Origin of the sequence: Bizionia sp. M204 (genome assembly GCF_023205095.1) — a bacterium.
GTDB lineage: Bacteria > Bacteroidota > Bacteroidia > Flavobacteriales > Flavobacteriaceae > Algorimicrobium > Algorimicrobium hallyeonense.
The window spans coordinates 986,109-1,012,406 of the sequence record NZ_CP046242.1 but is presented as its reverse complement, the minus strand read 5'-3'; the positions used below and the strand labels follow the sequence as shown (position 1 = coordinate 1,012,406).

Annotated in this window: 29 protein-coding genes and 1 pseudogene; 7 read left to right on the top strand and 23 right to left on the bottom strand. The window is 33.7% G+C overall.

Annotation, left to right across the window (positions count from 1 at the left end; genetic code table 11):
- The first annotated feature begins 153 nt into the window (after positions 1–153).
- Positions 154–555, top strand: coding sequence for a glyoxalase (locus GMA17_RS04545; protein WP_248399589.1), 402 nt, complete (start codon positions 154–156; stop codon positions 553–555).
- 2 nt (positions 556–557) lie between these two features.
- Positions 558–1,004: a transcription elongation factor gene (locus GMA17_RS04540; RefSeq protein WP_248399587.1), complete on the top strand. Its 447-nt coding sequence runs from the start codon at positions 558–560 to the stop codon at positions 1,002–1,004.
- On the opposite strand, the gene GMA17_RS04535 is transcribed toward GMA17_RS04540, so the two are convergent.
- The 4 genes from GMA17_RS04535 to GMA17_RS04520 all read right to left on the bottom strand — a co-directional run bounded on the left by GMA17_RS04535 (position 997) and on the right by GMA17_RS04520 (position 4,293).
- Positions 997–1,671, bottom strand: coding sequence for a DUF2461 domain-containing protein (locus tag GMA17_RS04535; RefSeq protein WP_248399585.1), 675 nt, complete (start codon positions 1,669–1,671; stop codon positions 997–999). The genes GMA17_RS04540 and GMA17_RS04535 overlap by 8 nt on opposite strands.
- Positions 1,672–1,746: 75 nt before the next feature.
- The gene (locus tag GMA17_RS04530; protein WP_248399583.1) at positions 1,747–2,295 is read right to left on the bottom strand and encodes a hypothetical protein; all 549 of its coding nucleotides are present in this window, start codon (positions 2,293–2,295) and stop codon (positions 1,747–1,749) included.
- Positions 2,296–2,368: 73 nt separating this feature from the next.
- Positions 2,369–3,292 (bottom strand): mechanosensitive ion channel family protein, encoded by a 924-nt coding sequence (locus GMA17_RS04525; RefSeq protein ID WP_248399581.1) that lies wholly within the window; start codon positions 3,290–3,292, stop codon positions 2,369–2,371.
- Between the two features lie 194 nt (positions 3,293–3,486).
- Positions 3,487–4,293: a tRNA pseudouridine(38-40) synthase TruA gene (locus GMA17_RS04520; protein ID WP_248399579.1), complete on the bottom strand. Its 807-nt coding sequence runs from the start codon at positions 4,291–4,293 to the stop codon at positions 3,487–3,489.
- A 98-nt stretch (positions 4,294–4,391) separates the two neighbouring features.
- Here GMA17_RS04520 and GMA17_RS04515 point away from each other — a divergent pair, with 98 nt between their 5' ends.
- Positions 4,392–4,823, top strand: a complete 432-nt coding sequence (locus tag GMA17_RS04515; protein ID WP_248399577.1) for a hypothetical protein — start codon at positions 4,392–4,394, stop codon at positions 4,821–4,823.
- A 1-nt stretch (position 4,824) separates the two neighbouring features.
- Here the strand turns inward: GMA17_RS04515 and hisIE are convergent, their stop codons facing one another.
- From hisIE to GMA17_RS04420, 19 genes and pseudogenes are all read right to left on the bottom strand, one after another.
- A complete protein-coding gene (hisIE, locus tag GMA17_RS04510) occupies positions 4,825–5,424 on the bottom strand; it encodes a bifunctional phosphoribosyl-AMP cyclohydrolase/phosphoribosyl-ATP diphosphatase HisIE (protein ID WP_248399575.1) in 600 nt (199 codons plus the stop codon).
- A complete protein-coding gene (hisF, locus tag GMA17_RS04505; RefSeq protein WP_248399573.1) occupies positions 5,421–6,179 on the bottom strand; it encodes an imidazole glycerol phosphate synthase subunit HisF in 759 nt (252 codons plus the stop codon). Before hisF ends, hisIE begins: the two co-directional genes overlap by 4 nt.
- Before the next feature lie 5 nt (positions 6,180–6,184).
- Positions 6,185–6,931 (bottom strand): 1-(5-phosphoribosyl)-5-[(5-phosphoribosylamino)methylideneamino]imidazole-4-carboxamide isomerase, encoded by a 747-nt coding sequence (hisA, locus tag GMA17_RS04500; protein WP_248399571.1) that lies wholly within the window; start codon positions 6,929–6,931, stop codon positions 6,185–6,187.
- Positions 6,932–6,996: 65 nt separating this feature from the next.
- On the bottom strand, positions 6,997–7,578 hold the full coding sequence (gene hisH, locus GMA17_RS04495; RefSeq protein WP_248399569.1) for an imidazole glycerol phosphate synthase subunit HisH: 582 nt from the start codon (positions 7,576–7,578) through the stop codon (positions 6,997–6,999).
- Positions 7,578–8,711 (bottom strand): bifunctional histidinol-phosphatase/imidazoleglycerol-phosphate dehydratase HisB, encoded by a 1,134-nt coding sequence (gene hisB / locus GMA17_RS04490; RefSeq protein WP_248399549.1) that lies wholly within the window; start codon positions 8,709–8,711, stop codon positions 7,578–7,580. Before hisB ends, hisH begins: the two co-directional genes overlap by 1 nt.
- Positions 8,708–9,745, bottom strand: a complete 1,038-nt coding sequence (hisC, locus tag GMA17_RS04485) for a histidinol-phosphate transaminase (RefSeq protein ID WP_248399546.1) — start codon at positions 9,743–9,745, stop codon at positions 8,708–8,710. Before hisC ends, hisB begins: the two co-directional genes overlap by 4 nt.
- A complete protein-coding gene (gene hisD / locus GMA17_RS04480; RefSeq protein ID WP_248399544.1) occupies positions 9,742–11,028 on the bottom strand; it encodes a histidinol dehydrogenase in 1,287 nt (428 codons plus the stop codon). The genes hisC and hisD overlap by 4 nt, the downstream gene beginning before the upstream one ends.
- Positions 11,025–11,882, bottom strand: a complete 858-nt coding sequence (hisG, locus tag GMA17_RS04475; protein ID WP_248399542.1) for an ATP phosphoribosyltransferase — start codon at positions 11,880–11,882, stop codon at positions 11,025–11,027. The genes hisD and hisG overlap by 4 nt, the downstream gene beginning before the upstream one ends.
- 287 nt (positions 11,883–12,169) lie before the next feature.
- Positions 12,170–12,985 (bottom strand): prohibitin family protein, encoded by an 816-nt coding sequence (locus GMA17_RS04470; RefSeq protein ID WP_248399540.1) that lies wholly within the window; start codon positions 12,983–12,985, stop codon positions 12,170–12,172.
- A gap of 10 nt (positions 12,986–12,995) precedes the next feature.
- Positions 12,996–15,026 carry a VWA domain-containing protein gene (locus GMA17_RS04465; RefSeq protein WP_248399538.1) on the bottom strand — a complete coding sequence of 677 codons (2,031 nt, stop codon included), beginning with the start codon at positions 15,024–15,026 and terminating at the stop codon, positions 12,996–12,998.
- 3 nt (positions 15,027–15,029) lie between these two features.
- The gene (gene fabG, locus GMA17_RS04460) at positions 15,030–15,776 is read right to left on the bottom strand and encodes a 3-oxoacyl-[acyl-carrier-protein] reductase (protein ID WP_248399536.1); all 747 of its coding nucleotides are present in this window, start codon (positions 15,774–15,776) and stop codon (positions 15,030–15,032) included.
- 109 nt (positions 15,777–15,885) lie between these two features.
- Positions 15,886–16,758, bottom strand: a complete 873-nt coding sequence (sucD, locus tag GMA17_RS04455) for a succinate--CoA ligase subunit alpha (protein ID WP_248399534.1) — start codon at positions 16,756–16,758, stop codon at positions 15,886–15,888.
- A gap of 70 nt (positions 16,759–16,828) precedes the next feature.
- Positions 16,829–17,236 carry a nuclear transport factor 2 family protein gene (locus GMA17_RS04450; RefSeq protein WP_248399532.1) on the bottom strand — a complete coding sequence of 136 codons (408 nt, stop codon included), beginning with the start codon at positions 17,234–17,236 and terminating at the stop codon, positions 16,829–16,831.
- Entirely contained in the window at positions 17,237–18,172 is a 936-nt protein-coding gene (locus GMA17_RS04445) for a UDP-3-O-(3-hydroxymyristoyl)glucosamine N-acyltransferase (RefSeq protein WP_248399530.1), read from the bottom strand.
- Positions 18,173–18,222: 50 nt separating this feature from the next.
- Positions 18,223–18,789 (bottom strand): elongation factor P, encoded by a 567-nt coding sequence (gene efp, locus GMA17_RS04440; protein ID WP_248399527.1) that lies wholly within the window; start codon positions 18,787–18,789, stop codon positions 18,223–18,225.
- A 15-nt stretch (positions 18,790–18,804) separates the two neighbouring features.
- Positions 18,805–19,590, bottom strand: coding sequence for an acyl-ACP--UDP-N-acetylglucosamine O-acyltransferase (lpxA, locus tag GMA17_RS04435; protein ID WP_066247995.1), 786 nt, complete (start codon positions 19,588–19,590; stop codon positions 18,805–18,807).
- Positions 19,591–19,660: 70 nt separating this feature from the next.
- A pseudogene (locus GMA17_RS04430) lies at positions 19,661–21,068 on the bottom strand (bifunctional UDP-3-O-[3-hydroxymyristoyl] N-acetylglucosamine deacetylase/3-hydroxyacyl-ACP dehydratase).
- Positions 21,055–22,083, bottom strand: coding sequence for a UDP-3-O-(3-hydroxymyristoyl)glucosamine N-acyltransferase (gene lpxD / locus GMA17_RS04425; RefSeq protein ID WP_248399525.1), 1,029 nt, complete (start codon positions 22,081–22,083; stop codon positions 21,055–21,057). The pseudogene GMA17_RS04430 and the gene lpxD overlap by 14 nt, the downstream one beginning before the upstream one ends.
- A gap of 25 nt (positions 22,084–22,108) precedes the next feature.
- The gene (locus GMA17_RS04420) at positions 22,109–23,338 is read right to left on the bottom strand and encodes an HD domain-containing protein (protein ID WP_248400613.1); all 1,230 of its coding nucleotides are present in this window, start codon (positions 23,336–23,338) and stop codon (positions 22,109–22,111) included.
- A gap of 37 nt (positions 23,339–23,375) precedes the next feature.
- On the opposite strand from GMA17_RS04420, the gene GMA17_RS04415 reads away from it, so the two are divergent.
- From GMA17_RS04415 to GMA17_RS04400, 4 genes are all read left to right on the top strand, one after another.
- On the top strand, positions 23,376–24,929 hold the full coding sequence (locus GMA17_RS04415; RefSeq protein WP_248399523.1) for a bifunctional response regulator/alkaline phosphatase family protein: 1,554 nt from the start codon (positions 23,376–23,378) through the stop codon (positions 24,927–24,929).
- A 96-nt stretch (positions 24,930–25,025) separates the two neighbouring features.
- Entirely contained in the window at positions 25,026–25,430 is a 405-nt protein-coding gene (tsaE, locus tag GMA17_RS04410) for a tRNA (adenosine(37)-N6)-threonylcarbamoyltransferase complex ATPase subunit type 1 TsaE (RefSeq protein WP_248399519.1), read from the top strand.
- A 177-nt stretch (positions 25,431–25,607) separates the two neighbouring features.
- On the top strand, positions 25,608–25,751 hold the full coding sequence (locus GMA17_RS04405) for a hypothetical protein (RefSeq protein WP_248399517.1): 144 nt from the start codon (positions 25,608–25,610) through the stop codon (positions 25,749–25,751).
- A complete protein-coding gene (locus GMA17_RS04400) occupies positions 25,714–26,235 on the top strand; it encodes a hypothetical protein (protein ID WP_248399515.1) in 522 nt (173 codons plus the stop codon). The genes GMA17_RS04405 and GMA17_RS04400 overlap by 38 nt, the downstream gene beginning before the upstream one ends.
- Positions 26,236–26,298: the final 63 nt, after the last annotated feature.

The window sequence follows — 26,298 nt, the reverse complement described above, 5'->3', positions numbered from 1 at the left end:
ATACAGGTAATTCAAATTTTAAGTTTATAAAAAGTACATAAACATGTTATTGCACTATAGTATTTTTTTATTTGTTAATAAAGCTGTTGATATTCCGTTATAGTAAAAGCTTTTAGGGCTCATAGAATTCTTACATTTATTAAAACTTATGTCATGAATAGATCTGAACAACTTTTAACCTGTAGACCTGAAATTCCATCAGCTAAATTCCATGATACCATGAGTCTTGATGAGCGTTTTCAGAATACCACGCTAAGGCCTGTTATTAAATTTCAAAACGATTTATTAATTGAAGTTTTTAAAAATTACGCCAATAAACACAAAGGTATTTTTTATGATTTCTCTATAGAAAAGCAACTGGACTATATTGAAAATGCCATTCAAAAAGATATCAAATTTAGAAACGCTTTAAAAGGAATTATTATTGGTCAATTTACAGTTGATGAGTATCATTATTACATTACCAATTCTTCTGCATTAAACAAACGCATGATGAATATTGTTAAAGAACGATTAATAAGCAACATTCAATTATTCGAAACACAGTTGGCTTAACTATGAATGAAAAAGAAGCACTTTTACAAGCTTGTTTTAGCTATGTAAAAAAACGTATTGCTAGTTATAAAGATGAAATAGAAACCATAAAAGAATCTATTGAAGCCAATGACAAAAGTAATGATATGGAGGATGATTCAGGAAACGGCAAGTTATTTAATGATTTGGAAAAGAACGCCCAACACTTAACGGATGCTACCAAAACTTTAGACACCTTAAAATTAATTAATCCTAAAAAGAATTCTGATACTGTTTCTTTAGGAAGTATTGTAAAAACCACACAGAATACTTTTTTTATAAGTATTAGTATAGGTGTTTTAGAAACCGAAAATCAATCCTATTTTGGTATTTCACTCCTATCTCCTATTGGTCAATTATTAAAAGGCAAAGTTATTGGCGATACGGTGACGTTTAATAATATTACCCATAAAATTTTAGAGATTAAATAATACGCTCACCATTTAAATTGGTAGTGAGTACATCACTCATATAATTAAAAAAGGGTTTTACTGCTTTAAAAGAAGCGTTTACCACCTCTAAAAAATTGGGTTCTAACACGTCAGTATCACTGAATTTTCTTGTGAATATGTATTGCTTCTTTCTTATTAAATCAATATTTGGATGCGCCTTATCGAAATTTCTTGGCGCTGAAATTAATTCATCACCTTCCAGATCTCCCCAAACGGATTTAAAGGATTCGGCAGTCATGATATCGCGCATTTCCGAGGCATCCATTTCAAACTCTTTTCGAATTCGGAGTAAATCTTCTTTATTAGGATCCCAAAAACCAACGGCAATAAACGATTTGTTATTTGGGGAAATATGTAAATAATAGCCACCTCGTAATTCGGGCTTACGACGCTTAAATGATCCTGCAAAATGTGTTTTGTATGGAAGTTTGTTTTTAGAAAACCGCACATCGCGATAAATACGGAATATCTTAAACTGATCTATATCTTCATGAACCTTCATGGCTTCAAATAAGGATTTAACAGACTTTTTAACGGCACTTTCAATCGATTTAAATTCCGTTTTATTTTCTGTAAACCATTCCCTGTTGTTATTTTCTTCTAATTTCTTTAAAAAAGGGAATATGCGCTTATCAATTGGTACCATATTGTTTTTATTTTAAAATTATAAAAAAAGACTGTCATAAACTGACAGTCTTTCATTTATTTTATAAGGTTACTATTATTTTAAACTCATAAATTTCTTAGTAACGTATTCTTTGGTGTCCTTATCATAATATTCTAGAACAAAATTTCCTTCACTATCAAAATATCCAACGCCTGAAAAATCAGATGTTTTAAATTCATATTTTTTAGACTCCACATTTTTTATAGCGCGTCCATATTCCATGTCTGGCTTTATTGAAGAAACATCAAATCCATTTGAGGTTTTAACAAATTTATAATCCGTCCCGTCTTTTTGATAATTTACAGTTTCCATTTTAGAGTCGTAAAAGGGATCCATATCATTATCAATTTCAATTGTTTGCGTAACTTTTTTATCAGTTCCATTTACAATGCGTTCTTGGTTTACTTTGTTGGCATCTCCTTCAGACAGCTTTACTTCACCTTCTTCTGTTGTGGTTACTTTAACTTTCTTTTGAGTAACTTTCTGTCCATCATCTACCGTTACAGTTTTAGTTTCTGTTGTAGACATTTTATCTCTTGATTTTTCCTGTGCAAATACGATTCCCGAAATAAGGAATACGCCTATGTATACTAGCTTTTTCATGTTGTTTGATTTTAAATTAATACTCATTTTAAAATTTTAAATAGTTTTATAATACTTCAAATAATGTTTTCAACTATTTCGTTGTATCATCTTTTGAAGATTCTTGTTTTGTTGTTTCTTGATTTTCTTTTTGCAATCCTAATTTATTATTAAATTCCAAAGTCCTAATTGGGAAAGGAATATTTATGCCTTCTGCATCATAAGCTTTCTTAATGGCAATCATGGCTATGGTTTGTGCTTCCAATTCCTGTTTTTTGTTTACGGCTTCTACCCAAAAACGACATAAATAGTTTATGGAGCTGTCACCAAATTCCGTATAAAAAAATTCTACATCGTCCGCTTTTTCAACTTGATCAAAAGCATTGGCAATGGTTTCTTTGGTTAGTTGCATTACCTGTTCTAAATCAGATTCGTAACCAACACCACAGTTGATAAAAATTCGCATTTTATCCGTTAATGAGTAGTTTTTTAATGGGTTTTCTAAAATGATTTTATTAGGTAAAATAACCACATTATTATCGGCTTCTTTCATGACAAAATTTTTCAGATTAATATCTAAAACTTCCCCAGAAAATCCATTGGTTTCTATCCAATTACCAATTTGTATTTTTTCTCTAAAAGATAACACAATACCTGCAACTGTATTAGATAGGGTGTTTTGCAACGCTAAACCAATAGCTAAACCTGCAACACCTGCTGTTGCCAAAACAGATGTTAATGCTTTACTTAAATTTAAGATTCCTAAAGATAGGAACAAACCAATCAAAACAATTACAACAGCCGCCATTTTAGCTACCATTCTGCTAACAGAATCTTGCCTAACTTGTTTTGATACTAAGCGGTATGTAAACTTATTAATGTATTTAGCCAAAAAGTAAGAGGCAAATATAACAAGTATCGCCAAACCGAAATTAGGGATATTTTCAATGATTGCATTAAACCATCCTTCTAATTTATCATATAAGTTATCTAAAGCTTCTGAAAATTGTTCATCCATTTGTTTTGCTGCGTTTTCCTTAAAATGGCGTTATTATTAAATTCTGATATTTTGACGCTCATCCGTTTTTTGAGCTATTAGTTCTCCACCACTTTGGAATTCAAATTTACGCTTAAACGGAGATTTAGCTTGGCGTTATCAAAAATATTATTAGCTCTATCAATGATACAAAGTCAAATTACATCATTAAAAAATTAAACCTTTGTCGCATCTTTTAGTGTTTCAAATTCGATTTTATTAAGGATTAATCCAGAAGCTGGCGCGATATAATGAACTGCTATATGATTATTAGGTTTTAAACTTTCCGTAATATCTTCTAGGGATTTCTCCCCTCTACCCAACTCGATCAAAGCGCCCATCATAAGGCGGATTTGATTGCGCATAAAACCCTTTCCTTTAACCCGGAGAATAAAGGATTGCTCAGGAAAGAAGTTTGCCGTAAACATGGTGTTTTCAACAATCTCACATGTCAAAATCTCCCGGTTGTAAATACCATTATCAGTGGGCTTATAGCAATAGGATTTAAAATAATGTTCGCCTTCAAATAATTTAGCCCCGGCTTTCATCTGTTCTATATCCAATGGATCTAAAATAGTTGTAATTACAGGCGCGCAAAACGGATGAAACTTATTGCCATAAGCAAAAACATACAGGTATTCTTTAACCTTGGAATCTTGAATCACATTAAAATCGGCATCCACCTTTGTTATAGTTAAAGCTCTAATATCTTGCGGTAAATTGTGGTTGAAGAGTTTAAGAAAAGCATCTAAATCTTCTATCTCATGATAAATAAACAACTCAAAGGCGGCCTCGTTAGCTGAAACCATAGCATCTGTCCTACCGGACCCCAAGGTTTTAAACCGTTTCCCTTCCAAAATAAAATTCAACGTTTTATCAATCATTAGGTGTACCGTTTTTAATTGTGGTTGCTTTTGCCAACCATGAAATCGATAACCTAAATATTGACAAGTAATTAAGTAATAGTGGCGTTTTTCGAACACTTCGGAGTTTTTTTAAGAGTTCCGAAAATTACTATTTTAATCATGGTTTACAAATTATTCTTATCTTGTTTAACATATTAACCAATCAAACCTCGATTATGTCCACAATACAAAAACCACCTAAATCCTTTTGGATTATCAGCATCGTTGCATTAATTTGGAATTTAATGGGTGTTTCAGCTTATTTAACACAAGCATTCATGACAGAAGATGCGCTGCAAAAATTACCTGAAGCTGAACAAACTCTGTACGCAGATTTACCAGCTTGGGTTACCGCAGCTTTTGCCATAGCTGTATTTGGTGGAACATTTGGAGCCATAGGGTTACTGCTGCGCAAAAAATGGGCGAGAATCGTGTTTTTAATTTCATTAATAGGCATTATTATTCAAATGTCACATAATTTCTTCATCAGTAATAATATGGAAGTATATGGACCAGGAGCTCTAATAATGCCTATTATGGTTTTAGTAATTGGCGTTTACTTAATTATGTTTTCAAAATCAGCTATTGCTAAAGGCTGGATTTCTTGATTTATTTTTGACGTGCTTTTAAAATAGCCTCTACATCTTTCAAAGTAAATCCTTTTGCTTGCAGCAGAATAAGATAATGAAATAACAAATCGGCACTTTCGTTGAGAAACAAAGAGTCGTTTTCATCTTTTGCTTCTATAACAACTTCAATTGCCTCCTCTCCTACTTTTTGTGCTATTTTATTAATACCACCTTTAAAAAGCGATGCCACATAGGACGTGTCTTCCTTTTGATTAGCTTTTCTATCTGTAATAACACGCTCCAATTCTGAAAGAAAACCAAAATTAGATTCATTGTTTTCGTTCCAACAGGTATCCGATCCTGTATGACAAGTTGGTCCTTCTGGTTTTACGGAAACTAATAAAGCATCTTGATCACAGTCCACCTGAATTTCTTGAACTTCTAGAAAATTACCGCTACTCTCACCTTTAGTCCATAACCGATTTTTTGAGCGACTGAAAAATGTAACGCGTTTTGTTTTTTGAGTTTTATTGAATGCTTTCTGATTCATATAACCCAGCATTAATACTGTTTTGGTAGTATAATCTTGAATGATTGCTGGTACTAATCCGTTTTCGTATTTATTAAAATTGATTATCATGATAAGCGAATGGGTATATTATTTTGTTGTAATTCTTTTTTTAATTCTAAAATATCGATAGTTTCAAAATGAAACACACTAGCTGCTAAAGCTGCATCAGCAAGCCCTTTTTGAAAAGTGTCTACAAAATGGGCTGTCGTTCCGGCACCACCAGACGCTATAATAGGAATATGTAATTCAGAGGATAAACGTGCTAATGCGGTATTTGCAAAGCCATTTTTGGTACCATCATGATCCATGGATGTGAAAAGAATTTCTCCTGCACCAAGACGTTCTACGGTTTTTGCCCATGTAAATAAATCCAAATCGGTTGGAATGGTTCCGCCTGCTAAATGGACTTTCCATTTGCCTTTAATTTGTTTGGCATCTATGGCAACAACGACACATTGACTTCCAAATTTATCAGATAATTCTTTAATTAATTCAGGTCGTTTAATAGCTGCAGAATTTACGGCTACTTTATCAGCTCCGGATTGTAATAGCAAGTCCACATCTTCAACGGAACTTACTCCACCTCCCACGGTGAAAGGTATGTTCACCTCCTTGGCAACTTGTAATACCATATCAATTAGTGTTTTCCGACCTTCTAATGTCGCTGAAATATCTAAAAATACGAGTTCATCAGCACCCGTTTGCGCATATTTTTTTGCCAGAGCTACGGGATCACCAGCATCTTTTAAATCGACAAAATTAATGCCTTTTACGGTGCGCCCGTTTTTAATATCCAAGCATGGAATGATTCGTTTTGTAAGCATAATTTCTAAATATAACGTGCTAAATCTTTGAGTTGAATTTTGTTTTCATAAAGTGCTTTTCCAATAATGACACCCTCACAACCCAATGCTTTTAAGGCGATGACATCATCTATATTAGAAACACCTCCCGACGCAATTAGTTTAATAGATTGTCGCGCACTGCTATTCGTGCAAGTTTCCAACATGTTTTTATAAAGATTTAAGGCTGGACCTTCTAACATACCATCTTTTGAAATATCTGTACAAATTACATAGCGAATGCCCTTTTTTTGATAGCTTTTTACAAACGGAATGACCTCCTGATTACTCCGTTCCTGCCATCCACTAACAGCAATTGTTCCACCTGTTTCATTAGGGTAACAATCGGCTCCTAGTATTATTTTTTCCGATCCGTAGGTTTCTAGCCAGCCTGTAAATGTATCCGAATTCTTTACGGCAATACTGCCTCCTGTAATTTGCCGTGCGCCCGAATTAAAAGCGACATGTAAATCGTCGTCTGTTTTTAATCCACCTCCAAAGTCGATTTTTAAGCTTGTTTTTGAAGCTAATAATTCTAAAACGCGATAATTTACAACGTGACTCGCTTTGGCACCATCTAAATCCACCAAGTGCAAGTATTCAATCCCGGAATCTTCAAACTGTTTGGCGACTTCTAATGGGTTTTCGTTATAAATTTTTTTTGTATCATAATCACCCTTGGTGAGTCGGACGCACTTTCCACCTATAATATCTATTGCTGGTATAATTCTCATAATTTTATTTTTTTCAATCTGACTTTTAAACGCCAATTTTATAATTCTTTGAAGGCCTACTCAAATTACAATGCCAAAAAGTTTTTTAATAGTTGTTCTCCGGCCAAACTGCTTTTTTCTGGATGAAATTGAACACCGTAAAAATTATCTTTTTTTAAGGCAGAGGCATAGACTATATCGTATTCCGTTAATGCTATGGCTTCCAAACAGTTTTCGGCATAATAACTATGAACAAGGTACATGTATTCATTCTCTTTTAGGGTCTCTAATAGCATTGATTTCAAGTTTGTAATGGTATTCCATCCCATTTGTGGGACTTTTACAGCATTTGAAAAGCGTTTTACCTCTGTATCAAATATTTGTAATCCTTTGGTGTTTCCTTCTTCTGAATAATTGCACATCAGCTGCATGCCTAAACATATCCCTAAAACAGGTTGCTTAAGTTTGGGTATAAGCACATCTAATTGTGTGTCTTTCAGTTTTTTCATAGCCGAACCCGCTTCTCCAACACCCGGTAAAATAACTTTATCCGCTGCTAAAATGGTTTGCACATCTTGGCTTAAAACAGCTGTTATTCCCAGTCGTTCAAAAGCAAATTGAATGCTTTTAATGTTTCCCACTCCATAATCAATAATTACAACATTCATTATAAAAGGCCTTTTGTGGTTGGTAAAATCATTTTTGTAACATCTCGTTTTACAGCCATCTTTATGGCTTTTGCAAACGCTTTAAAAATAGCCTCAATTTTATGGTGTTCATTGGTGCCTTCAGCTTTTATATTTAAGTTGCATTTTGCGCCATCTGTAAAGGATTTAAAGAAATGCATGAACATTTCGGTTGGCATTTTACCAATCATTTCACGATTAAAATCCGCTTCCCAAACGAGCCAATTTCGGCCACCAAAATCAATAGCAACTTGTGCTAAACAATCGTCCATTGGAATACAAAAACCATAGCGTTCTATTCCTAATTTACTACCTAAAACCGTTTGAAATAATTCACCCAAGGCAATGGCCGTATCTTCAATGGTGTGGTGTTCATCCACTTCTAAATCGCCTTCAACCTGAATACTTAAATCCAATTGACCATGTCTGGCAATTTGCTCTAACATGTGATCGAAAAATGCAATTCCCGTTTGAATGGAGCTTTTTCCTGTACCATCTATATTTAAATCAATTTTTATTGCCGTTTCATTGGTATTCCTTTCAATAGAACCAGCTCGTTCTTTTGCTTTCAATAACGTATAAATGGCTTCCCAATTATCCGTTTCTAATGCGATAAAAGGCTGTAAAGCATCCACTTTCAGTGAAATTTCATTTGCTCCTAAATTAGCTTGACCATTAATTAAAATCCCTTTTGCGTTTAAATTTTTAGCTAATTCTATATCCGTTAACCGGTCGCCAATAACATAAGAGTTTGCCAAATCATAATCTTCTGAAAAATATTTGGTAAGCAAGCCTGTATTTGGTTTCCGGGTGGGCGCATTGTCCTTGGCAAAGGTTCTATCAATGAATTCTTCTTTGAAAATTATACCTTCATTTTTAAACGTTTCCATTATTAATTTATGAACTGGCCAAAATGTGTTTTCAGGAAATGCATTGGTTCCAAGGCCATCTTGATTGGTAATTAAAACCAATTCAAAATCTAATTCTTTCGCAATTCTGCCTAAATATTGAAACACCTGTGGATAAAATTCCAGTTTGTCAAAACCATCAATTTGCTCATCTTGCGGCTCTTTTATTAAGGTGCCATCGCGATCTATAAATAAAACTCTCTTCATATTAGTGACTTTAAAACGGTTAATAATTTGGTGTTTTCATTAGGTGTTCCAATGGTAAAACGCAAGCAGTTTTCACATAGCGGCTCTTTCGTTCTATTGCGAACAACCAGCTCATTTTCTATTAATTGTTGGTAACGTTTGTTAGCATCATCTACTTGAACTAAAATAAAATTAGCATCACTTGGATATCTTTTCTTAACGAAATTAATGTTTTGTATTGCTGAAAGCACACGGATACGTTCATCCTTAATCAGTTTAATTTGATTGGTTACTAGTTCTAAATTTTCTAATTTATTTAAAGCCGTGTTTTGCGTTAACTGATTGATATTATAAGGTGGTTTAATGCGGTTTAAAACATTTATAATTTCAGGCGAAGCCATCCCCATACCTAAACGAATTCCTGCTAGACCATAAGCCTTTGAAAGTGTTTGAATCACAATGAGGTTTGGAAATTCAGCTAACCTACTACTCCAACTTTCCTGTTCAGAAAAATCTATATATGCTTCATCAATTACAACGATACCTTTAAATTTTTGAAGTAATATTTCCATAGATTCTGCTTTAAAACTGTTGGCTGTTGGATTGTTTGGCGAACAAAGAAATAGTATTTTACTATTTGAATTCGATGTCTTTAAAATATCAGAAACGTTCGGTTGAAAATCCGTTTGTAAGGGAATTTTAATGGTTTCTATATTATTTAAATTCGCCAAAACTTCATACATACCGTATGTTGGTGGCAACAAGATTACATTGTCTTTTCCTGGTTCGCAAAAGGTTCTAAAAATTAAATCTAAAACTTCATCACTTCCATTTCCTAATAATAATTGATTGGGATTGCACTTTTTAATAGTTGACAATCGCCATTTTAAAGCAGACTGTTGCGGATCTGGATAGCGGTTTAAACCTGTTTCAAAGGGGTTTTCATTTGCGTCTAAAAAGGTCATGCTTTTTTCAAAATCCTTAAATTCATCGCGAGCTGATGCATAGGGTTTCAGCTTGAGGATACTGGGTCTTATTAAATTTTGAATGTTCATGATTGCAAGTCTTTTAAACGGATGGATACGGCATTTTTGTGCGCTTGTAAACCTTCGGCTTCTGCCATAATCTCAATAGCATTTCCTATGTTTTTGATTCCTGTTTTTGTAATTTTTTGAAAGGTAATTGCTTTAGTGAAACTGTCTAAATTTACACCAGAATAGGATTTACTAAAACCATTTGTTGGTAAGGTGTGGTTGGTTCCAGATGCATAATCGCCAGCACTCTCTGGAGTATAATTCCCAATAAAAACAGAACCAGCATTTTGAATGCCATCCACAAAAAACGCATCGTTTTCGGTACAAATAATAAAGTGTTCTGGCGCATAGGCATTAATAAAACTCAGGGCGTCCTGATTACTAGAAAATATTATGGCTTTAGAGTTTGTCATTGCTTTTTCCGTTATAGACTTTCGCGGTAATTGTGCCATTTGTATCGAAATTTCCTTCATGACGTCATTAATTAGCGTTGTAGATGTTGAGACTAAAACCACTTGACTGTCCGAACCATGTTCAGCTTGACTTAACAAATCAGCAGCCACATATTTAGGAACAGCTGAATCATCCGCAACAACCAGTAATTCACTGGGTCCAGCCGGCATATCTATGGCCACACCAAATTTAGTTGCTAATTGTTTAGCTACGGTTACGAACTGATTCCCTGGGCCAAAAATTTTATAAACAGGTTGTATCGTTTCCGTACCAAAGGTCATAGCTGCAATAGCCTGAATACCACCAACTTTGTAGATTTTAGTTACACCACATAAATCGGCTGCAAAGAGAATTTCATCAGCAATTTGTCCCGATTTATTGGGAGGCGAACACAAAACTATTTCTTCACAACCAGCTATTTTTGCAGGAACAGCTAACATTAAGACTGTTGAAAATAAAGGTGCTGTACCGCCTGGAATATATAATCCTATTTTTTGAATAGCTCGTTTTTCCTGCCAACACAAAACACCCGTTTCGGTTTCAATTTCAATTTTTTCTGTTTGTTGTGCCTGGTGAAAACGTGTAATATTTCGTTTAGCTAATAAAATGGCTTCCTTTAATTCGGTACCAACTTTCATTTTGGCGTTCTGAATTTCTTCAGGTGAAACCAACAGCTTTGAAAGTTTTACACCATCAAAAATATCGGTGTACTTTAAAACAGCGGCATCACCTTGTTGTTGGATATCTTTAAATATTTCAGTTACGGTTGTTTCAATATCAGCTACTGAAGCTGTTGGACGTTTTAATAAGTCCATCCAAACCTTATTTTGTGGGTTTTCTACTACTATCATAATACCATATTTTCAATTGGACATACCAAAATTCCTTCGGCTCCAGCTATTTTTAATTCGTCTATTATTTCCCAAAAATCATTTTTATCAATCACGGAATGTAGGGAGCTCCATCCTGATTCTGCCAATGGCAACACCGTTGGACTTTTTACACCCGGTAAAATTTGAATAATTTTTTCTAGCTTTTCATTCGGGGCATTAAGCAAGACATAACGCGATTTTCTAGCCTTTAGAACTGATTGCAATCGGAATTGTAGTTTATTCAAAACATCTAGTTCCTCTTGATATATTTTTGGAGAAACGGCCAAAACGGCTTCGGACTGAAGTAACACTTCAACCTCTTGCAAATTGTTTTTAAATAAGGTACTACCGCTAGAAACAATATCCACAATAGCGTCTGCTAATCCAATATTAGGCGCAATTTCAACAGAACCATTAATGATGTGAAGTTGAGCTTCCAAATTGTTGTTTTTTAGGAAAGTAGTCACCGTATTTGGGTAGGATGTGGCAATACGTTTACCGTTTAAATCCTGAATTCCAGAATAGGTTTCTGATTTTGGGATGGCTACTGATACACGACAGGATGAAAATCCTAATTTTTCAACTATAGAAATATTATTTCCATTTTCAATTAGTATGTTTTCGCCAATAATAGCGGCATCAACAACACCATCAACAAGGTATTGTGGAATATCACCATTTCGGAGGTAGAAGACTTCCAAAGGGAAATTTTTGGCAGATGCCTTTAATTGATCCCGACCATTATCAATTGAAATACCGACTTCTTTCAGGATTTTCATGGAATCGTCATGTAAGCGACCCGATTTTTGAACAGCAATTTTTAATTTTCTCATAACATCTCTCACGTATGTGAGCTTTTTTTAAGTTAAACTTGAATGATGTTTGAGTAAACCAGAACGAGAAGAAATCCGAAAGGATTAAAATGCAAAAACCCGCTTGAGATACTCAAACGGGTTTATTAATATGTTGATTTTATTCAATACATTTTCAGCCTGCTTGAGTGCACGTATGAAAATGATGATGATGGAATTGAATAAAACTCATGTCTTTTTTTGTTTGAACAAAGGTTTGTAAAATTATTTTATAAAACCTAACAAACTTCGTTTTAATTTTAAATTAATTATTGATTTCCTAAAATAATTGGTAATCCCGAATCTCCTGAACCTATTACAATAACCTTACTATTAGGTGATTCTGATAGCTTAACAGTTGCCTCAATACCTTTATCTTGTAAAATTTTCTCATTAAGTGAAGCACTTAAAATTCTGTTGGCATCCGCTTTACCTTGGGCATCAATAATACGCTTTTCAGCTTCTTTTGCAGCAGTAACCAATCTAAATTCGTATTCTAAAGACTCTTGTTCTTGTTTTAATTTACGTTCAATAGCATCTTTAATTGTAGCGGGTAAGGTTACGTCACGCACTAAAATTTCATTTAATTGGATGTATTGATCCTTAACAATTTTTTGAGTTTCTTCAAAAATTTCTTGTTGAATAGCGTCACGTTTGCTAGAATATAATTGCTCTGGTGTGTAACGACCTACAACCGATCTTGCTGCAGAACGAATGGCTGGTAAAAGCACACGCTCCTTATACATTTCACTTTTTTCTTGGTGCAATTTACCTAAACTTTCATAAGCTGGTTGAAACCAGATAGAAGCTTCTAATTTAATATCTAAACCGTTTGACGATAGTACATTCATACGCTCCACAAGTTCTTGTTGACGTACTTCATATACAAAAACCTTATTCCAAGGCGCTACAATATGAAACCCTTCACCTAAAGGTGGTTCATCAGTAACCACACCATCATCAAAAGTTTTATAAAGCACACCCGCTTCACCAGAACCAATAGTGACAGCCGATTTGGCAACTAAAACGATTAAAATAACAAGTACTACAATAATAGGTAATCCAATTTTTGGTAATTTTTCCATAGTTTTTTATTTAAATTAAACCTTTATACTTCCGATAAAACCATTCAGCCGAAAGGGCTAAAATTACTAGTCCTAAAAGGTATTTCCAGTCAATCAAAGATACGGTTTTTTTAGTACTTTTTTCAATTGTTGCATAGCGTTTATCTGCCAATAAATTCGCGCTCAAATCTGCTAACTGATCTTTAAAATATACTGTAGCGTCTTTAGCATTAGCAACTTGCATTAATTTTGCTACATTGGCATTTGTAAATTGTTGCTCAATGTTATAATCTAATATCTTAAATGATCCGGATTTAGATATATTACTCGTATTTGCCGTAACCGTAAACTTATAATTTGCTGCTGGCAGACTACTTAAATCGGCCTCATAATTATTGTTTTTGAGTACCAAAGGAATGGTTTTACTTTTATTTGATGTTTCATCAGTTACTTTTATTGAAAGTGTTTCGCGATTATCAAATTCATAATTTTTATTAAAATATTGTGCTTGAAAAACGACGTTGGTATTACCATCATAAAACGATTGATAAGCCAGACTCAAGCGCTCTCTGCGTTTTTTAGATGCTAGATATTGTACCATTTTGCCTGTAAAATCATCAAAACTCTTGAAATCCGTATTGTTTAAATAATTTTGCGCACGCCATTTCCAAATATTCTCACCTAAAAGAATAGCTTCTCGCCTATTTTGGTTTTCAAAACTAACTAATAAAGGTTTGTCTGTAGAAACTCTTCCTATCTGTTTATATAACAATGTTTGAAAAGGCACTTTCATATTGAGGTTTCCAAAAGCACCTTTTAAAGGTGGAAAGGTTTCAAAAGCAACATCTGGTATTATAAACTCCGAATAATTCGGGTTAATTACAGCCAGATAATTTTCCGATTGTGAGACCAGATCATGTTGATAATCAGCGCTAACACTATTTAAAAATTGCCAATTGGTTTGGGATCCTGAAATAACAAACCGATTCCGATTATCAGAATTCAACTTATTGAAAACGGCTTGGAATCGCACATTTGGTTGATATAGAATGGCTAATTGAAATTCATCCATTTTTGTTAAGTAAGCGGTGGGTTTTAGAATACTTACCGTTCGTTGTTCGTTGCTTTCAATACTTTTTTTAAGCGCACCTAAATCTGGATGCAAAATATCGCTTACAATGGCAATATTGGTTTGTTCATCAATAACTTCAATTGCAAAATTCTTACTATTGTTAACCGTATTTTTTTCGTTTAAAATAGCTTGAATAGATGCTTGATATGCAAAAACACCAATCTGATTAGCTGTTAACGTGGTTTGGATAATTTTAGAGTTATTGGTTTTACTAAAGGAAATGTTTTCTGAATAAAGAGTTGTAGATCCCGTGGTAATTTTAAATTCGGATGTTATTGGTTCATCACCATTATAAACCAGGATAACTTCTATGGGAAATTTATTTTTATAAAATGCGTATTTATTTACATTCAGTTGTGTAATTTTTAAATCCACGTGGGAAGTTGTATCACCTACAATAATTGGATAAATAGGCTGCTTGTAGCTTTTAGCCGTGTATTCGTAATCTGCACCAAAAGTTTGGTTTCCATCTGTTATTAAAATGGTTGGCGAAACCGTGTTTTTATAAATAGTTTCAAGTCCTTTAATGGCTTTTGAAATATTAGTCTGTTTGGTGTTAAATTCTAATGAATCATTACGTGAAATATCATCACTAAATGCATAGAAATCGATATTGAATTTTTCGTTTAAACCTGTATTATTTTTTATAGCGCCGATAATTTGTTGCACACTATCCGATTGATTCAAAAACGCTATAGAATTAGAATTATCGATAGCAACAACCAAATTTGGCTTTTCATTATAAAAGGTTTCCGAATCTAACTTCGGATTAACCAATAGCAGTAGTATTGAAAAAATAGTAACAAACCGCAAACCCGCCAAAATACTATTAGTCCGCGTCCGTTTTGACTTATACACATACTGAAAAAGCGCTAATAATAGCGCTATAATTCCAGATAGGATAATGTATATTATGGTTAAGTTTGTCATGGATTATGTTAGCATACCACCATCCACATTTAGTGTTTGTCCTGTAATGTAGGCAGACATATCACTAGCCAAAAATACGCATGCATTGGCAATATCTTCAGGTGTTCCGCCACGTTTTAAAGGAATAGTACTACGCCATCCTTTTACCGTTTCTTCATCTAATTTTGCGGTCATTTCCGTTTCAATAAATCCAGGTGCAATTACGTTGCTTCTAATATTTCTAGAACCAAGTTCCAAAGCTACAGATTTTGAAAAACCAATCATTCCGGCTTTAGAAGCTGCGTAGTTAGTTTGACCGGCATTTCCTTTAACACCAACCACAGAACTCATATTAATGATGGAACCTTTACGTTGTTTCAACATGGTGCGCTGAACTGCTTTGGTCATATTAAAAACGGATTTTAAATTGACTTCAATAACTTTATCAAAATCATCTTCACTTAAACGCATGAGCAGGTTATCCTTGGTTATTCCCGCATTGTTGACTAAAATATCAATACTACCAAATTCCTTGGCAACATCTTCGGCTAATTGTTGCGCTTCATCAAAACTAGCAGCATTACTTTTATAGCCTTTGGCTTTTATTCCAAGCGCATTCAGTTCATTTTCAAGTTCGTTTGCGGCTTCAACAGAAGAACTATAAGTAAATGCAACATTTGCACCATGTTTTGCAAAAACTTCGGCGATACCACGACCAATTCCTCTACTTGCTCCTGTAATTATGGCTGTTTTTCCTTCTAATAATTTCATAATTCGCTGATGTGATTAGTTGTTTGTCAAATATAATAAATACAAGTTGCATGAAATAAAAAAACCTTACAAGATTTTGTAAGGTTTTTAACAGTTTTATTAGGTTAAATTAACCCATAACTTCTTTTACTTTTTTGCCTATTTCAGCTGGAGAATCTACTACGTGAATACCACATTCTCTCATAATTTTCTTTTTAGCTTGCGCCGTATCATCACTACCACCAACAATGGCTCCAGCATGACCCATAGTACGTCCTGCAGGTGCAGTTTCACCAGCAATAAAACCGATAACTGGTTTTTTACTGCCACTTGCTTTATACCAATGTGCAGCATCTGCTTCTAATTGACCTCCAATTTCACCAATCATTACAACGGCTTCTGTTTCTGGATCGTTAATTAATAATTCAATAGCTTCTTTAGTTGTTGTTCCAATAATTGGATCACCACCAATACCAATAGCTGTTGTAATACCTAGACCTTGTTTTACCACTTGATCAGCAGCTTCATAGGTTAACGTTCCTGATTTAGACACAATACCAATCGTTCCTTTTTTGAAAACAAAACCTGGCATAATACCTACTTTTGCTTCGCCTGGCGTAATAACGCCTGGACAGTTAGGACCAATTAATCGGCAATCTTTATCTTTTATGTAATGAGCCGCTTTAATCATATCGGCTACAGGAATTCCTTCGGTAATAGTAATAATCACTTTTATTCCAGCATTAGCAGCTTCCATAATGGCATCAGCAGCAAAAGCTGGTGGCACAAAAATTATAGAAGTATCAGCTCCAACTTTTTCTACAGCTTCCTGAACTGTGTTAAAAACAGGTCTGTCTAAATGGGATTGCCCACCTTTTCCTGGTGTAACACCACCAACAACATTGGTTCCGTACTCAATCATTTGGCCAGCGTGAAATGTTCCTTCACTACCTGTAAATCCTTGAACTATTATCTTTGAATCTTTATTAACTAAAACGCTCATCTAAGTTTAATTTTTTATGTTTTTAAAACGTGACAAAAGTAATGTTTTGCCACCTATTTGTAAAGAGTTTTTATAAATTTATTTTAGAATATGCGCCTGAATCTAAACTATCGGTATCCGCAGGTTGACTAATCTCAAAAGTACGATGAATTTGATTGTCTATTATGTGATGAATACAGATGTAATGTGCAATTGGCATTTCTTCGCCTTGGGACTCAATTGTGTTTGCATATAAGGTATGTCTAGAGGTTACTACATCATCTTCTTCCAATAAGTGGGTTATTTCAAATCTTAAATTATTATATGATTCCCTGACACTTTTAAAAAAAGCAGTTATCCCGCTAAAATTCATTTTAGTATAGCCTCTGCTACTATTCCAGTGAATGACGCAATCTTTATGATAAAATTTATCTATTAACGTTTCATCATTTGCTAAATCTGATTCGTAGTACGATTTAATAAGCGCTTTTGAAGTCATTTATTTATGTTTTAATTGCTCAATTATTTTGGGTAATTGCTTAATATTAGCCATTTCCTTCATGACTGCTCGTGCTTCTTGAGCTGGTGTTCCCCAATACGTTTTATGTCCTGGCAAGGATTTACTAATTCCTGATTGAGCATGAATAACTGCTTTTTCTCCAATAGTAATACCACTTGCACAGCCTACTTGTCCCCAAATAGTTACTTCATCTTCAATTATTACACATCCTGCAATTCCCGTTTGTGACGCAATTAAGCATTTCTTTCCAACCATGGTATCATGACCTATTTGAATTTGATTATCCAATTTAGAACCTTCTCCAATCGTGGTATCACCCGTTACCCCTTTATCAATCGTACAAAGTGCACCTATGTCTACATAATCCTTTATAACCACACGGCCGCCAGAGATTAAAGGATCAAATCCTTCTGGACGCTTTTTATAATAAAACGCACTAGCTCCTAATATAGTTCCTGCATGAATAGTTACATTATTTCCAATAATGGTATCATCATAAATAGTAACGTTGGAATGTATAACACAATTGTCGCCTATAATAACATTATTACCAATAAAGCAGTTAGGTTGAATGATAGTATTTTTTCCAATTTTAGCCGAATCTGTTATAGCAGATGTTGCCGGTTGAAACGGTTTAAAATGTTTGGTGAGCTTGTTGAAATCGCGAAACGGATCATCACTAATTAAAAGGGCTTTCCCTTCTGGACAAGTAACCTCTTTATTAATTAGAACAATGGTAGCAGCAGAATCTAGTGCTTTATTGTAGTACTTTGGATGATCTACAAAAACAATATCTCCAGGTTCTACGACATGAATTTCATTCATACCAAGCACAGGAAAACTAGGGTCACCAATATAGTTAACATCAATTAACGAGGCAATTTCTTCTAAAGTATGTGGTTTTGGAAACTTCATATTTCTATAATTAGCAATCAGTATTTTAAAACTAACTGTTTTACTAATTTTTATTCTTTTACGCGCTCTTTATAAGTCCCTTTATCGGTTTCAATTTTAATTTTATCACCTTCATTTATAAAAAGTGGCACATTTACCTCTGCTCCTGTTTCCACTGTTGCAGGCTTGGTAGCGTTGGTTGCTGTATTTCCTTTTACACCTGGTTCAGTATGTGTTACTTCTAATATAACACTAGCTGGCATTTCAACAGAAAGCGGCATATTGTCCTCCGTATTTATTAATACGGTAACTACTTCACCTTCTTTCATTAAATCAGCTCTATCCAAAGCGGCTTCTAATAAACGAATTTGTGTATAATCTTCTTGGTTCATAAAATGATAAAATTCACCATCATGATATAGAAACTGAAACTTATGTGTTTCAACACGCACATCTTCAATTTTATGTCCCGCCGAAAAGGTATTTTCCAATACTTTTCCTGATGTTACACTTTTCATTTTAGTTCTTACAAACGCAGGACCTTTTCCCGGTTTTACGTGTAAAAATTCAATTATTTTATAAATATCATGATTATAACGAATACATAATCCGTTGCGAATATCTGATGTTGTTGCCATTTTACTTGTTTATTTTTAATTAGATTTGAAGTAACCCTTCATAATACCACGTTGCGAATCTTTTATAAATTGCAAAATTTCATCACGCTCATGGGTTGCTTCCATTTCAGCTTCAATGATTTCAGCTGCTTGTGTATTATTATAATTTTTTTGATATAGAATTCTATAAATGTCCTGTATTTCGGTAATTTTTTCAGTTGTAAAACCACGACGTCTTAAACCTACTGAATTAATTCCAACGTAGGATAAAGGTTCACGAGCTGCTTTAACAAATGGTGGTACATCTTTTCTTACTAAAGAACCACCTGTTACAAATGCATGGTTTCCAATTGAGCAGAATTGATGAACAGCTGTCATACCTGCTAGAACCACATAATCGCCAACATTAATATGACCTGCAAGTGTACTATTATTAGAAAAGATACAGTTTTTACCAACAATGCAGTCATGCGCTATGTGGCAATAGGCCATAATTAAACAATTATCACCAATAACGGTTTTCATTCTATCTGTTGTTCCACGGTTAATAGTAACACATTCCCTAATGGTCACGTTATCACCAATTTCAACTGTGGTATCTTCATCTTTATATTTTAAATCTTGAGGTGTTGCTGAAATTACAGCTCCCGGAAAAATATTACAATTTTTACCAATACGAGCGCCTTCCATAATGGTTACGTTACTTCCTATCCAAGTTCCCTCTCCAATAATAACATTATTATGAATAGTTGTAAAGGGATCAATTACGACATTTTTAGCTATTTTAGCTCCTGGATGTACGTATGCTAGTGGTTGATTCATTTTATACTAGAATTAATTAATTGGTAAAATTATTTAGCAAGTTATGTTTAAAAAACTGCATTTAGTATTATTATTTAACTTTTGAAATTTGCGCCATTAATTCGGCTTCCGCACATAGTTTTCCATTAGCATAAGCATAACCTTGCATGTGACAAATACCACGACGTATAGGTGAAATTAAATCGCATTTAAATATTAATGTATCTCCTGGTACGACTTTTTGTTTGAATTTTACATTATCTATTTTCATAAAGAATGTCAAATAATTTTCTGGATCCGGAACGGTACTTAATACTAAAATACCACCTGTTTGTGCCATAGCTTCAACAATTAGAACACCCGGCATAACTGGTGCGCCTGGGAAATGTCCTGCAAAAAAGGGCTCATTCATGGTTACGTTTTTCATACCAATAACGCCAGAATCTGTTAATTCGAATATCTTATCAATTAACAAAAACGGTTGTCTATGTGGCAACATATTCATTATTTGATTTACGTCCATTAACGGCTCTTTATTCAAATCAATATTCGGCACATTATTACGACGCTCATTTTTAATAATCTTACACATTTTTTTTAGCAAATTGTGTGTTTACAAAATGACCTGGCTTATTAGCAATAACCTTACCTTTAATATGTGTTTTTATTAAGGCTAAATCGCCAATAACATCTAATAATTTATGTCGTGCCGCTTCATTTGGATGATGCAATGTTAAATTATCCAAGATTCCATTAGGTTTTACAGAAATGGAGTCTTTATTGAAAGCTACTTTTAGTTTCTCCATGGTTTCTGGAGACAATTCTTTATCTACGTAAACAATGGCATTATTTAAATCGCCACCCTTAATAAGTCCGTGTTCTAAAAGTGTTTCAATTTCATGAAGAAAGCTGAAGGTTCTAGAATCTGATATTTCAGCTTTAAATTCAGCCATATTTTTAATGGACGCATTCTGTGTTCCTAAAACTTTAGTGCCAAAATCCACCATAGTAGTCACTTGGTACTCTTTGGCAGGCATCACTAGAATTTCACTTCCGGTTTCTTCGTCTGTATAAGAAATGACATCAGTAACCTCGTAAGCTTCCCTGAAGGCTTCTTGTTCTACAATGCCAGCCTTTTCAATAGCTTCAACAAAAAATTTAGATGAACCATCCATAATCGGTGGTTCGGCTGCATCAAGCTCCAAAATAGCATTATCAATGCCCATACCAACAAGCGCTGCCAAAACATGCTCGCAGGTTTGAATTGTAACGCCATTTTTTTCAAGACATGTGCCACGTTGCGTATTAGTTACGTAAACAGCATCAGCTTCTATAATTGGGCTACCTTCCAAATCAATGCGTTTAAACGCAAATCCAAAATTTTCAGGAGCAGGTTTAAACGTTAAGGTTACATTATTACCTGTGTGTAAACCAACGCCTTTAAGCGAAACATCACTAGCTATGGTTTTCTGTTTGATATCCGTATTAATTATTCCCATCTAATTTTTTTTCTATCTCGTTTACTGATTTAAATAATTTTGGTAAATTTTTAAAATGCACATAGGATTTATTCCAATCGCTATAATTAAATGAAGGCGAGCCTTGTAAAACCTCATTATCCTTAATGTTTTTACCAATCCCAGATTGTGCCTGTATTTTAACATTATTACCTATGGTAAGGTGTCCTGAAATACCAACTTGGCCTCCTATTTGACAATTTTCACCAATTTTGGTTGAGCCAGCAATTCCCGTTTGCGCAGCAATAACAGTATTTTTTCCAATTTCAACATTGTGCGCAATTTGAATTTGATTATCCAGCTTTACACCTTTTCTAATAATTGTAGAACCTAAAGTGGCACGATCTATCGTGGTGGCTGCACCAACATCCACAAAATCTTCCAAAATAACATTCCCTATTTGCGGTACTTTATGGTACTCCCCTTTTTCATTTGGGGTAAATCCAAAACCATCAGCTCCAATAATAGCGCCTGAATTAAGAACGCAGTGGGAACCAACCAAACAATCTGAATAAATTTTTACACCAGCAAACACAATCGTATGATCCTTAATCACCACATTATCGCCAATATAACTATTGGGAAAAATTTTAACATGATTACCTATTTCTACATTATTTCCAATGTACGAAAATGCACCTATATATATGTTTTCGCCTAATTTAGCAGAATCAGAAATAAATGTTGGCTGTTCTATTCCAGATTTGTTTAATTTAACCTGGTTATAATATTCCAATAATTTTGAAAACGCTTTATAGGCATCATCTACCTTTATTAAAGTAGTGTGAATATCTTTCTCTGGAATAAAGCTTTTATTAACAATTGTAATAGAAGCTTTAGTTGTATATATATAAGGTGTGTATTTAGGATTAGAAAGAAAGGTTAAAGCGCCTGCCGCTCCTTCTTCAATTTTAGATAACCTGGAAACTTCAATAGTAGAGTCGCCAACAATTTCACCTTCTAAAATACCTGCTATTTGTTCTGCTGTAAAATTCATTGAAAGCAAAAATAGAAAAAATGTATTACATTTTATCTTTAGGATAACATATATAATATTTTGTGACTGGTTTTGACAGTGCTTTTAGGTTTAATTGGTCTGAAGCTTTTACTATATTTTGAATTTTACCCGATTGAAATAAGACGTTTATCGGCTGGCTATCTTGTTCATAAGCCTGATTGGAAATGGCACCAGTAAAAACAAAATAGGCCGCTTCATGCTCTGATACCTTATATTGTTTCATTAATTTATTTATATGCTTCTGAAGCTTTTCCGGCTGTACGGGATTCTTTTTTAGCTTCACCTTTAATAATTGCCTGTTAATAATCATTTCGCATAAATTTTTTAAAACAAAATCATCGTGATATTGCCAAGCTTTCATTGCCATTATAATATCATAATCATCTAGTTTAGAAAATGTATCTAAAGTCTCGTTATTAAAATTAGCAATTTGTATATCATTCCGTAAAAAAAACTGTAACGGTTTACTGGCTTCTAAAATAACACCTTGTTGGGTAAGTTCTTTAGCGCGTTGTAAAACACGCATTAATAACTGTTCGGCAACCAAACCTGTTTTATGCAAATACACTTGCCAATACATAAGACGTCTGGCAACTAAAAACTTCTCAATGCTGTAAATGCCTTTTTCTTCCACTACTAATTCGTCATCCACCACATGTAGCATGGTAATTAATCGGTCACTATTAATATTACCTTCGGCGACACCTGTATAAAAACTATCACGCTTTAAATAGTCGGCTCGATCCATATCAAATTGGCTCGAAATTAACGCACACATAAAGGGTCTGTTGTATTCGCCCTTAAAAATTTGGATGGCAAGCGTTAAACTTCCGTTAAATTCGGCGTTTAAAACCTCCATAAATTGAAGCGAAATATGCTCATGACTCACACCATTTACAATACTATGCTCCATGGCATGAGAAAAAGGTCCATGACCAATATCATGCAAAAGTATGGCTATGTACAAGGCATTTTCTTCAGCTTCAGATATTTCAACCCCTTTAAAACGAAGCACTTGAACAGCTTTCTGCATTAAATGCATACCGCCCAAAGCATGATGAAAACGCGTGTGATGTGCGCCAGGATAAACTAAATAAGATAAACCCATTTGGGATATTCGGCGAAGGCGTTGAAAATATTTATGATTGATTAAATCGAAAATCAGCGCATTTGGAATGGTAATAAATCCGTAAATTGGATCGTTAAATATCTTGAGTTTGTTTTTTGTCTGCAAGCTTGCTATCATAATATTAATATATAAACAAATATACATGAACCATATAAATATTCTTTGGGTTGACGATGAAATTGATTTATTAAAACCACATATCATCTTTTTAGAACAAAAAAACTATAAAGTTACCACCTGTAAAAGTGGAACTGAAGCTTTGGAAGTTTTGGAAGATAAAAATTTTGATATTGTTTTCCTAGATGAAAACATGCCAGGATTAACTGGTTTAGAAACCTTAAATGAAATTAAAGAAAAGCGCGACACACTTCCTGTTGTAATGATTACCAAGAGTGAAGAAGAATATATTATGGAAGAAGCTATTGGAAATAAAATAGCTGATTATTTGATAAAGCCAGTAAATCCAAACCAGATTTTATTGAGTTTAAAGAAAAATTTAGATCACTCACGATTAGTTTCAGAAAAAACCACCTCTAATTACCAACAGGAGTTTCGCAAAATAGCTATGGATTTATCAATGGTTAACAGCTATCAAGAATGGGTTTCCTTATACCAAAAACTAATTTATTGGGAAATGCAACTAGAAGATATTGAAGATTCTGGGATGTTTGAAATTTTAGAATCTCAAAAATCGGAAGCCAACACGCAGTTTGGGAAGTTTATTGATAAAAATTATCCAAAGTGGTTTGAACCCAATACGGATGCACCAACAATGTCTCATAATTTATTTAAAGATAAAGTGACACCAGAAATTAGCAAAGAACAACCTACGCTATTGGTTGTAATTGATAATTTACGTTACGATCAGTGGAAAGCTTTTGAACCTGTGGTAAGCAACTATTATAAAAAGCAAAAAGAAGAAGCTTTTTTTAGCATTCTACCAACAGCCACACAATATGCTAGAAATGCTATTTTTTCAGGGTTAATGCCTTCCGACATGGAAAAAATGCATCCTGATTTATGGAAAAACGATACGGATGAAGGCGGTAAAAATTTACATGAAGAAGCGTTTTTAGAAGCTCAATTGAAACGATTAGGCTTACAGAACTTATCTACCAAGTATTTTAAAATAACCAATTTAAAAAATGGCAAACAATTAGTAGACAACTTTAAATCATTAAAAGATAACGACTTAACTGTAGTAGTTTACAATTTTGTAGATATGCTATCGCACTCCAAAACAGAAATGGATGTGGTAAAAGAATTAGCATCTAATGATAAAGCGTATCGCTCATTAACACAAAGTTGGTTTAAAAATTCACCGTTATTAGAAATGATTCAGCAAGCCCAGCAACTTGGGTTTAAATTAATCCTAACTACAGATCATGGCACTATAAATGTTAAAAATCCGTCTAAAGTGGTTGGCGACAAGGACACGTCTTTAAATTTACGTTACAAAACTGGAAGAAGTTTAACCTATGAAGATAAAGACGTTTTGGTAGCAAAAGACCCGAAATCTATTCATTTACCAGCCTTAACCATGAGCAGCTCCTTTATATTTGCTAAAAACGATTTGTTTTTTGCCTATCCAAATAATTACAATCACTATGTAAGTTATTACAGGAATACCTATCAGCATGGAGGCGTATCATTAGAAGAAATGATTATACCGTTTATAGTATTGGACCCCAAATAAAATCATCCTTGAAATACATAAAAATCCGATGAAATACACTTTTTATTAGTTTTTGTGATTTTTAATTCTTATAATTGTGCTTTAATATATAATACTTTGATTGTAGATTATAATTTAGAAAGTCTAGATAGTGTGGCTCAAGCTATTATAAAAGCTGTAAAGCACAAAGTTATTTTATTTGATGGTGCCATGGGTACAGGAAAAACAACTTTAATTAAAGCTTTAGTAAAAAAACTAGGAAGTTCAGATGATGTAAGCAGCCCGACGTTTTCTTTAGTGAACACCTATCATACTTCTAATTCGGATATCTATCATTTTGATTTATACCGATTAAATTCCATGGAAGAGGCTTATGATTTTGGAATCGAAGATTATTTAGAAAGTAATAATTGGTTATTTATAGAATGGCCAGAGATTATAAAAGAGCTTCTATCAGATGATTTTCATATCATTTCAATAGAGCATCTTGGAACTGAAAAAAGACAATTAACGCTTAAATAAGGTAATTTTAAGAGACTGACAAAATGACATAATTCTCAAACTGAGGCATTTTACGGGAAAACCGTAATCGAAATTTGAAAAAACGTTAATTTTAACATAATTTTAACATTTCGAGCTATTTTGAATCATACTACTCATATACATTTGGATTATTAATTAATTAAATCCCTTAATATTATGAGAACAAAAAAGTATTTATTAGCAATTGCAATTTTTGGTGGAATGTTATTTACAGCTCAAGCAGCCCACATAATTGATTTAAATGACCAACAAACAACAAAAATTGAAAAAAGAAAAATCGTGGTTCCAACGCACGGATAATAGAAGTGTTGTACTAGGTACATTTATTGCTGTATTTATTGCATCAACACCCTATTTATTTTATTTATACGAAAGTGTTCCAGACCAAAAGGTTTGGGACACTTTTTTATTCACATATGATAGCACACATTACGGTAGTGTACTTACAGTTGCTTGGACTTTAACTGGCAAGATAATTCCCCTACTACTCATTCTCATATGGTTTTTCACTTGCAGACATTGGTGGTATCACGTGCTGATTATTCCAATTTCGATGTTTATATTTCAAATATTTACTGTTATAAATGATGATATTAGCTACGTTGACAGTAATCAGATGCTATATTTGATCCCTTTAATAGCAATTGTAGTACCATCCATTTATTTGATACGTGCAAAAATGTTTGACAAATTGAATACAGCCAATAAATCATTACAAGAACTGGAAGATGAATTTATGCTGAAACCAACATCACTTTGGGGTAAGATTAAGCAGTATTTTTAAAAAACACATCATTCTTTCAAAAATTAATTCGTAATTTGAGGTATCAATAATATGCTGTCAAAT

What these genes read in the sequence shown, in the direction of transcription:
- GMA17_RS04525 (WP_248399581.1), bottom strand. Translation starts at nt 3,292, where the DNA reads ATGGATGAACAATTTTCAGAAGCTTTAGATAACTTATATGATAAATTA.
- GMA17_RS04545 (WP_248399589.1), top strand. Translation starts at nt 154, where the DNA reads ATGAATAGATCTGAACAACTTTTAACCTGTAGACCTGAAATTCCATCA.
- fabG (WP_248399536.1), bottom strand. Translation starts at nt 15,776, where the DNA reads ATGAAATTATTAGAAGGAAAAACAGCCATAATTACAGGAGCAAGTAGA.
- hisIE (WP_248399575.1), bottom strand. Translation starts at nt 5,424, where the DNA reads ATGATAATCAATTTTAATAAATACGAAAACGGATTAGTACCAGCAATC.
- GMA17_RS04445 (WP_248399530.1), bottom strand. Translation starts at nt 18,172, where the DNA reads ATGAAGTTTCCAAAACCACATACTTTAGAAGAAATTGCCTCGTTAATT.
- hisG (WP_248399542.1), bottom strand. Translation starts at nt 11,882, where the DNA reads ATGAGAAAATTAAAAATTGCTGTTCAAAAATCGGGTCGCTTACATGAC.
- hisH (WP_248399569.1), bottom strand. Translation starts at nt 7,578, where the DNA reads ATGAATGTTGTAATTATTGATTATGGAGTGGGAAACATTAAAAGCATT.
- GMA17_RS04515 (WP_248399577.1), top strand. Translation starts at nt 4,392, where the DNA reads ATGTCCACAATACAAAAACCACCTAAATCCTTTTGGATTATCAGCATC.
- GMA17_RS04450 (WP_248399532.1), bottom strand. Translation starts at nt 17,236, where the DNA reads ATGACTTCAAAAGCGCTTATTAAATCGTACTACGAATCAGATTTAGCA.
- sucD (WP_248399534.1), bottom strand. Translation starts at nt 16,758, where the DNA reads ATGAGCGTTTTAGTTAATAAAGATTCAAAGATAATAGTTCAAGGATTT.
- GMA17_RS04415 (WP_248399523.1), top strand. Translation starts at nt 23,376, where the DNA reads ATGAACCATATAAATATTCTTTGGGTTGACGATGAAATTGATTTATTA.
- hisA (WP_248399571.1), bottom strand. Translation starts at nt 6,931, where the DNA reads ATGAGAATTATACCAGCAATAGATATTATAGGTGGAAAGTGCGTCCGA.
- lpxA (WP_066247995.1), bottom strand. Translation starts at nt 19,590, where the DNA reads ATGAATCAACCACTAGCATACGTACATCCAGGAGCTAAAATAGCTAAA.
- GMA17_RS04535 (WP_248399585.1), bottom strand. Translation starts at nt 1,671, where the DNA reads ATGGTACCAATTGATAAGCGCATATTCCCTTTTTTAAAGAAATTAGAA.
- GMA17_RS04540 (WP_248399587.1), top strand. Translation starts at nt 558, where the DNA reads ATGAATGAAAAAGAAGCACTTTTACAAGCTTGTTTTAGCTATGTAAAA.
- GMA17_RS04405 (WP_248399517.1), top strand. Translation starts at nt 25,608, where the DNA reads ATGAGAACAAAAAAGTATTTATTAGCAATTGCAATTTTTGGTGGAATG.
- GMA17_RS04465 (WP_248399538.1), bottom strand. Translation starts at nt 15,026, where the DNA reads ATGACAAACTTAACCATAATATACATTATCCTATCTGGAATTATAGCG.
- hisF (WP_248399573.1), bottom strand. Translation starts at nt 6,179, where the DNA reads ATGCTTACAAAACGAATCATTCCATGCTTGGATATTAAAAACGGGCGC.
- hisB (WP_248399549.1), bottom strand. Translation starts at nt 8,711, where the DNA reads ATGAAGAGAGTTTTATTTATAGATCGCGATGGCACCTTAATAAAAGAG.
- lpxD (WP_248399525.1), bottom strand. Translation starts at nt 22,083, where the DNA reads ATGAATTTTACAGCAGAACAAATAGCAGGTATTTTAGAAGGTGAAATT.
- GMA17_RS04470 (WP_248399540.1), bottom strand. Translation starts at nt 12,985, where the DNA reads ATGGAAAAATTACCAAAAATTGGATTACCTATTATTGTAGTACTTGTT.
- GMA17_RS04530 (WP_248399583.1), bottom strand. Translation starts at nt 2,295, where the DNA reads ATGAAAAAGCTAGTATACATAGGCGTATTCCTTATTTCGGGAATCGTA.
- hisC (WP_248399546.1), bottom strand. Translation starts at nt 9,745, where the DNA reads ATGAACATTCAAAATTTAATAAGACCCAGTATCCTCAAGCTGAAACCC.
- hisD (WP_248399544.1), bottom strand. Translation starts at nt 11,028, where the DNA reads ATGATAGTAGTAGAAAACCCACAAAATAAGGTTTGGATGGACTTATTA.
- efp (WP_248399527.1), bottom strand. Translation starts at nt 18,789, where the DNA reads ATGGCAACAACATCAGATATTCGCAACGGATTATGTATTCGTTATAAT.